Genomic DNA, 7,406 nt, shown 5'->3' with positions numbered 1-7,406 from the left:
CGATCTGGGAACAAGCAGGATTTCGATCGCATGCCCTGAGAAAAAGCTGTTCCGCCAGCAGGCAAACCTGCTGGCGATGGACGGGCGCAGCGGCAGGGTGTGCGCCATGGGGGACGAGGCTTTGGCAATGCTGGGCCGCACACCCCCCTGGATCGAGGTATACCAGCCGGTGGAAAAGGGGCTGGTCAGCCGGCCCGAGCTGGCGGCGCTGCTGCTGAAAAGCCAGTTCCGGGCGGTGCGCCCCAATAACCCGGTGGCGAGCTCCCGCCTGTGCCTGTGCACGCCGGTAAGCGCTACCGGCGTGGAGCGGGACACCCTGGTGGACGTGGCGATGAAGGCGGGCATAAAGCATGTGATGCTGATGGAACGGCCGATGGCCGCAGCCCTGGGCGCGGGGCTGGATATTTTTGCACCCCAGGGAAAAATGGTGATCGAGATCGGGGCGGGCACGACAGATATCGCCCTGTTCAGCATGGGAGGCATTGTGGAGGCGGAGAGCATTAAAATAGGAGGGGACGATTTCGACCAGGCCATCCGCCGGTTCTTAAAGGAGAAGTTTTCGCTGCTGGTGGGCCAGCAGACGGCAGAGGCCATTAAGATCCGGGCTGCAGGCTGCCTGCGGGAGGACTTTGACGAAACCCTGCGCATCAAGGGCAAGAACCTGCACACCGGCCTGCCCGAGGTGCACGAGGCAGACACGCTGGAGCTGTATCGGGCGGTGGAGGCGGTTGTGCGGCGCATTGTGCGGAGCGCAAACCAGGTGATGGAGCGGGCCGCGCCCGAACTGGCGGGGGATCTTCACACCCAGGGGATCGTGCTCACCGGCGGCGGCGCGCGCCTGCGCGGGCTGCCGGACTACCTGGCCGGTGCGCTGCGCGTGCCGGTGAGGCTGGAGGAGCACGCTTCGAGCTGCGCGGCGCGGGGCGCGGCACGGGGCGCGGCGCTGGAAAAGCGGCTGGAAAACGGCGTGCTGGTGTTCTGACAAAAAGCGCCCGCCCCAAAACGGGCGGGGCGAAAAAACGAAAAAGGCCTGCCGTGTGAGCGGCAGGCCTTTTTTGGGGGGGCACCGGCAGCGCGCCGGGGTTACAGCCCCAGGTAGGCGCGCAGCGCGGGCAGGCAGGCCTCGGCCCCGGCGCGGCCCTGGTCGTACAAGGCCTGGAGCTTTGCCTTGTCGCGCTCGGTGCGGCCCACCGTGACCGGGGTGGAGGGGCGGATCACGAAAACGCGGCCCTCTGCCTCGAGGCGGTCGATGCGCTCCATCTGGGCGTTGTATACCTCGGGCTGGGCCAGGCAGGCGGCCAGCAGCGCGGGGTAAGCGCCGTAGCGCCGGTGATACAGCCGCTGCACGGGGCGGGACTGGCCCGGCTTGCGAAACCCCTTTTGCCGGGTGAGCACCATCACCGCTTTGCCCGCGGAAAAGGGAAGGTCCCCGGGGATGGGGATGCAGTTGGCCACCCCGCCGTCGAGGCACACGTCGCGCCCCACCTTCACCATGCTGCCCAGCAGCGGCATGCTGGCGCTGGCCCGCACGGCGGTGAAAAAATCCGGCCCGAGGGCATGCTTTTCGTAAAAGAGGGCCCTGCCGGTGCGGCAGTCCGTCGCCACGGCCCACAGCCGCTGCCCCGAGGCCCAAAAGGTATCGAAATCAAAGGGCAGCAGGCTTTCGGCCATTTCGCCCAAGAGAAAATCAAAGTTGAAAAAACTGAACTCCTTCAAGAGATGGGCGGGGCCCATATAGCGGGGGTCATCGAGAAAATCGAGATTTGCCCGCAGCGAGCGCCCGGGCTGCCGGGCCACGTAGTTCACGCCGTTGAGCGCGCCCGCGCTGACCCCCACCACATTGGGCAGATACAGCCCCTGCTCCATAAAAACGTCCAGTACGCCGGAGGTATAAAGCCCCCGCATGGCGCCGCCCTCCAACAAAAGAGTGGTATCCTGTTCCAAACCGGCCACTTCCTTTCTTCCGCCTATTGCTTATTATAGGCGGAAAGGGCGGCCGTGTCACGCGACAGAGTGAGGATATTGTGCAAAACCGCGCCGACGGGGCCGGGGATCCATGTGTAAAACAGTGACGGCTTTCATTGGCGCGATGGGGCCCACACAATAAAAAGGAATCATTCCACAATCCGCATCTGTTCAATGAGAGAACTTTTCTCCTGTTTACGGATGGTCCAGATGGAGAGCAGCAGTTCCAGCACCACCAAGACGCCGATATAGAGCAGCATCTGCCTCATGGGGAACTGATAAGCCAGTACCTGCCCCATCATCGCTTCTCCCATCCAGCGGCAAATCCAGACCGCCACGGGGGTTCCCACCACCAGAGCAATACAGGTGCTAAAAAGGACATAGAACATTCCTTCGGATGTCAGCACTTGATAAAGCTGCCGCCTGGTCATGCCCACCGAGCGCATCATGCAGAGCTCCCTGCGCCGGGAAAGTTGGTTGGAGAGGATCATGTTTGTCAGATTGACCACCCCAAAGAGGAAGATCATCCAGGACAGGCCTTGAAGTCCACCGAAAATTGCTGTCTGCTGGAAGGTCAGAAAGTCCAATCCCTTGGCATAGGTGTAAAGCCCCATCCCGGAAGGGGCGTTGGCTGCGGCGGATTCCAGGGCTGCCGTTACGGAATCCTCCTTACCTGGGTCTGCGGAGATAACCCAGGTGTAATCGAAATTTTTTACGCTGGAAATCATTTCTTTGGCAAGACCCTCCGTAATCATAACCGAAGCTGCATCCAGGGCGTAGGATCCGTTACCCGAGCCGGCCCCGCCAAAGGTTCCTACCATTGTGACTGTCATGGTTTTTTCTTCTGTTTCCAGTTCAATTTCTTCCCCCAATTGAATGAAATTTTGTGAATCAGGGTTATTGGCATAAGCGTCTGCAATCAGGATTTCCCTGTCGTTTTCCGGCATCCGCCCCGAGGTCAAATGCTGCGCCACAAAGGCCCAATCGCCTTCCAGTGACAGGCCTTCTTTCGTAAGGATGTCGCACATTCCACCACCTTCTGCGGTTGCCGCTTTGAAATCGCAGCCGCCTACATTCCGGCGCAGAGTCTGCACCTGTTCCACACCGTCTATGCTTAAAAGCTCCTGCTTGAAGTCCTGCGTAAAGGGAGAATCTTTCATTTGCTCATAAGAGCTTCGCTCTGGGTCATCCAGATAAAGCCGGAAGTGCCCATAGGGAAATTCAATGTCCGCGTGCTGTTCCGGGGAGTAGGAACCGAATACCGAAGCGGACACCACCAGGAGCAGCCCTCCGAAGGTCAGGGACACCAACACACTGATGACCCGCTTCCGGTCACGCTCCAGGTTTCGGGCCGCCATCGCCAACGGGGTAAAACGGCGGGCTTTGCGGGCCTTAACGGCGGCTTTCTGGCAATCGGTCAACCGAAGGGCCTCCATCGGAGAGATATTGGCGGCAATTTTTACGGGCTTTCTGACCGAAAGGCTCACCATGCCATAGCTTACCAGCGCCGTCGCCAGCGCAACGGCCAGATCTGTCTTGAGGGAAAAGCCGCTGGCAAACAGGTTGGTAGCCAGCAAGGTCCCTATGGCGATTCCGGCCAGAACCCCAATGGGGATGCCAAGCAGGGAAAGAAACCGGCTTTCCCGGCGTACCAGCCGTTTAATCTGCCGCTTGGTCGCCCCCAATGTTCGAAGCTGGCCGTAACTCTGGATTTTTTCCAGAATCGAAATGCGGAAAATGCTGCGGATCACCATACTGCCGCCCAGCATCACCACCAGGACCACCGCCGTCAACTGGAGAATATTTTCCGGCTGAATTGTGCGGCTGACAGAGAAGTAAATGGAACTGTACGACACAGAGCGCAGCCCCAGCCTGTCCCGTATTTCCATTCCCAGATTTTTCAGATCGTCTGCATTGTAGCCATCGGCGCCCTTAAAATGGACATAGGCATTATAGCCGCTGGGGTCATAACCGGGCTGCTCTTTCAAGAACGATTGAGACACCAGCACACTGTATGCTTCCACGCCGGTATCCGGCGAGGACAGAATGGCACTGACAGTAAACGGATACTCTTTGCCTTCAAATGGGACGGTGATTTGATCGCCAACACCGCTGCCGGGGAAGAATTTTTTCAAATAAGCGGAACTGACCGCCGCCTCGTTGGATTTTTGAGGATAAGTTCCCTCCACAATCTGCGATTGATGCCGCCCGGCATAGAGGGCATCTTCATCCCCATAGATCACAGAAAGAAGCCCCCCGGTGTCATTGTTATTATCCGTTCCCAGAGAGTATTGCAGCCCGGCACGAGCAATTTCAGGCTGTTCGCGGAGGTTTTGTAAATCCCCCTCCATAATACCGGGATAGACGATTTCATAAGTATCTGTGGACATTTTTTTTTGCATGGCTCCGGTGGAAAAGATCGCTGTCCCCACGGTGGACATCAGGAATGCTGCCAGAGCGATGGTAAGAATCAGCAGGATATTACGCCGCTTTTCACTGGACAGGCTGCGCTTTGCCAACTGCTTTATTACTTGGGTCGTGTTGTTTTCAAATGGTAAAGTCATCAGGCCACCCCCTTATGCCTTGATTTTGCCGTCCTCAATGCGCACGATGCGGTCGGCAAGCTGGGCGATTTCGTTGTTATGGGTAATCATCACCAAGGTCTGATTGAACTCCCGGCTGGTGCGCTGGAGCAGGCCCAGCACATCGGCGCTGGTCTTACTGTCCAGGTTGCCGGTGGGTTCGTCGGCCAAAACAATGGCTGGTTTGGACACCAGGGCGCGGGCAATCGCCACGCGCTGTTGCTGGCCGCCAGACAGGTTGCCCGGCATATTCTGGAGTTTGTCCTGAAGGCCCAGCATCTTCACGACTTCATGCATGAAGTTCTTGTCTACGGTATCACCGTCCAGCTCAACAGGCAGAACGATGTTCTCATACACATTCAAAATCGGAACCAGATTGTAATTCTGGAATACAAAGCCGATGTTGCGGCGGCGGAAGATAGTAAGCTGCTCGTCGTTCATCTTTGCCAGTTCTTTGTCTCGCACCATAATACTGCCGGAAGTGGGGGTATCCAGCCCGCCCATTATGTGCAGCAGGGTGGATTTGCCGGAACCGGAGGTGCCTACCACCGCCACGAACTCTCCTTCCTCTACCGAAAAGGTCACGCCGTCCAGGGCGCGGGTGGTGTTCGACCCGGTGCCATAATATTTTTTCAGATCAGTTGTTTCCAAGATACTCATAAGAATAGCGCCTTTCTGTTTTTGTATAAAAGCAGTCTAAAGCTGAATTGTTGCAGAAATGTCCTAAAATCCATGTTGCGATGATTTTTTTGAAAAAAGCGGCAGCCTGCACAGGCCGCCGCTTGATTACTCTTGTGGCAGGAACACCGAAAAGGTGGAGCCTTTCCCAACCTCGGAGCTCACCAGAATATATCCGCCCTGCATGGTGATGATCTCACGGGCCAGATACAGGCCGATGCCGATACCATCCACCTCGTGCACCGCTTCTTCCCGGTAAAACCGCTTGAAAATGGCAGCGTGTTCACGCTCCGGGATGCCCCGTCCTGTGTCAGTGACATCAATTTTCCAGTACATTTCCCAATTCTGAACGGACACATGGATGCTGCCGCCAGCAGGCGTGTACTTCACCGCATTGTCCAGCAGATTAAACAGGGCCTCGGAAGTCCAGCGACTGTCATGGGAAACAGTTAGCCCCTCCGGGCAATCAACGGTCAGTTCAATGCCCTTCTTCTCCATCGGTGCCAGAACCCCGTTGATGGCATTTACCAGGGTTTCCTCCAGGGAAGCATCTTTTTTCTCCAGCGTAATCACACCGGACTCCAGCCGGGAGGTTTTCACCATCGCCTGAATGAGAAAGTCCAGCTTATCAAGCTGACTACCGGTTGCCTGCAAAAGCTCTTGACGCTGTTCCTCCGGGATCGGACGGGTCAGCATGGTTTCATTGAGCATTTTCAGATTGGCAATGGGAGTTTTGGTCTGGTGAGAAATGTCCGACAACAGAGATTGCAGATCGGCCTTTTCTTTTGCGACAGTGTTCCGGTCTTTCTGCATGATGTTGTAGAGCCGTTCCAAGCGGTGGCTAATTCTCGCCAGCAGCGTTTCCGCTTCATAGCCCGTTTCCGGCTGCGCGGCGCTGTCCATCATGTCATCCAGCGTCTGGCACAGGCTGTCGGTGAACAGGGTCAGCTTCTTTTGAAAGTAGTGCAGGAAAATCCCGCCCCATGCCAGAGGCACAGCGGTCAGCAGCCCGCCGTACAAAACCACCCGCAGGTTTTTTGTGACCAAAAACAGGCAGAGCAGCACCAGAAAAGAGGTGGCAAGAAGGCCGCCAATCATGAGCTGCAGAAACTTTTTTACAGACAGGTTTTCCAGTTTCATGCCTGCTCACCGCCGATCCATTGATAGCCCATGCCGTAGGCCGTCTTGATATACTTGTGCTCGTCCGTTTCGATTTTTTTGCGGATCCGGCTGATGATGGTGGTCAAGGTGTGCTCATCCACAAAATCCCCGTCAATGTCCCACAGCTTCTCTAAAATCTGCCGTTTGGTCAGGATGATCCCGGGGTTCTTCACGAACAGGAACAGGGTGCGGTATTCCTTCGGCGTAAAGTCCAGCGGTTCCCCGGCAAGGGAAGCCCGCTGCCCGGAAAAGTCGATCGTCAAAAAGCCATCGTCAAACAGGTCATGCCGAGGGGTGCGCAGCTCCAAATTGGCAAAGACCGCCGCCACTTTCCTGCACAGCACCGTCACCGAAAAGGGCTTTGTCACATAGTCCGCGCCGCCCGCCTCATAGCCTTTGAGCATATCGCTTTCCTTGTCGTTGGCGGTAATGAAAATGATGTAGGTGTGCTGACCGCGCCCCCGAATTTCTTCGCAAAGGTCAAGCCCGCTGCCATCCTGCAGATTGATGTCCAGGAGCGCAACATCAAACTCCGTTTCTTTCAAGCGGGAAACAGCATCCTTGTAGTGATAGGCTGCTGTGATTTGATATCCATCAGACGCCAGGTTATATCCCAGAGTCCGGTTCAGGAGGGGATCGTCCTCTACAATCAGTATCTTTCTCATGTACTCACTTCCTCACTTTTTTCGTATGCACGATTTACCTGAAAGCTGAGATGCTTCAGAAATGGCCTAAGAATCCAAAAAGTTTTTCGTTTTGTCCCCACATAAAACACTTACCGTTTTATCATACATTGTCCTTCTGCCCTCAACAAGTATTTTGTCTATGAATTGTGTGGAGATAATCGAGCGCTTGGGATTCAAGGCAGGGAAAGTGCAGTATCCTTTTGCAGAGAAACACTGAAATATACGTTCCCTGTGCTGCATACCGCCATCTTCTTTGCGGCGCTCTGTGCAATCGCGGTGGTCTGTTCCGTTTTGGCGATCCGCTATTGCAGAAAATAATCGCTGGTAGAACGCA

The 7,406-nt window shown here is 56.1% G+C and carries 6 protein-coding genes; 1 reads left to right on the top strand and 5 read right to left on the bottom strand.

Annotated elements, in window-relative coordinates:
• A partial coding sequence (locus ACMLHZ_RS12460; protein WP_418668013.1) for a rod shape-determining protein occupies nt 1-982 on the top strand: 982 nt, incomplete at its 5' end.
• Nucleotides 983-1,083: 101 nt separating this feature from the next.
• Here ACMLHZ_RS12460 and ACMLHZ_RS12455 read toward each other — a convergent pair.
• The 5 genes from ACMLHZ_RS12455 to ACMLHZ_RS12435 form a co-directional block, all read right to left on the bottom strand.
• Nucleotides 1,084-1,944: a patatin-like phospholipase family protein gene (locus ACMLHZ_RS12455; protein WP_418668012.1), complete on the bottom strand. Its 861-nt coding sequence runs from the start codon at nt 1,942-1,944 to the stop codon at nt 1,084-1,086.
• 170 nt (nt 1,945-2,114) lie between these two features.
• On the bottom strand, nt 2,115-4,529 hold the full coding sequence (locus ACMLHZ_RS12450) for an FtsX-like permease family protein (RefSeq protein ID WP_418668011.1): 2,415 nt from the start codon (nt 4,527-4,529) through the stop codon (nt 2,115-2,117).
• A 12-nt stretch (nt 4,530-4,541) separates the two neighbouring features.
• Complete coding sequence (locus ACMLHZ_RS12445) at nt 4,542-5,207, bottom strand: ABC transporter ATP-binding protein (protein ID WP_418668010.1); 666 nt, start codon at nt 5,205-5,207, stop codon at nt 4,542-4,544.
• 126 nt (nt 5,208-5,333) lie between these two features.
• Nucleotides 5,334-6,365: a sensor histidine kinase gene (locus ACMLHZ_RS12440; protein ID WP_418668009.1), complete on the bottom strand. Its 1,032-nt coding sequence runs from the start codon at nt 6,363-6,365 to the stop codon at nt 5,334-5,336.
• Nucleotides 6,362-7,051: a response regulator transcription factor gene (locus ACMLHZ_RS12435; protein WP_418668008.1), complete on the bottom strand. Its 690-nt coding sequence runs from the start codon at nt 7,049-7,051 to the stop codon at nt 6,362-6,364. Before ACMLHZ_RS12435 ends, ACMLHZ_RS12440 begins: the two co-directional genes overlap by 4 nt.
• Nucleotides 7,052-7,406 lie beyond the last annotated feature (355 nt).

This window comes from Allofournierella sp. (genome assembly GCF_048388525.1).
In the GTDB taxonomy this organism is placed as follows: domain Bacteria; phylum Bacillota; class Clostridia; order Oscillospirales; family Ruminococcaceae; genus BQOK01.
Note: the sequence above shows the minus strand (reverse complement) of the source record. Positions and strands in the feature narration are given on the sequence as shown.

Coding starts and splice junctions, on each gene's coding strand:
- ACMLHZ_RS12445 (WP_418668010.1), bottom strand. CDS start 5,207: ATGAGTATCTTGGAAACAACTGATCTGAAAAAATATTATGGCACCGGG.
- ACMLHZ_RS12435 (WP_418668008.1), bottom strand. CDS start 7,051: ATGAGAAAGATACTGATTGTAGAGGACGATCCCCTCCTGAACCGGACT.
- ACMLHZ_RS12450 (WP_418668011.1), bottom strand. CDS start 4,529: ATGACTTTACCATTTGAAAACAACACGACCCAAGTAATAAAGCAGTTG.
- ACMLHZ_RS12440 (WP_418668009.1), bottom strand. CDS start 6,365: ATGAAACTGGAAAACCTGTCTGTAAAAAAGTTTCTGCAGCTCATGATT.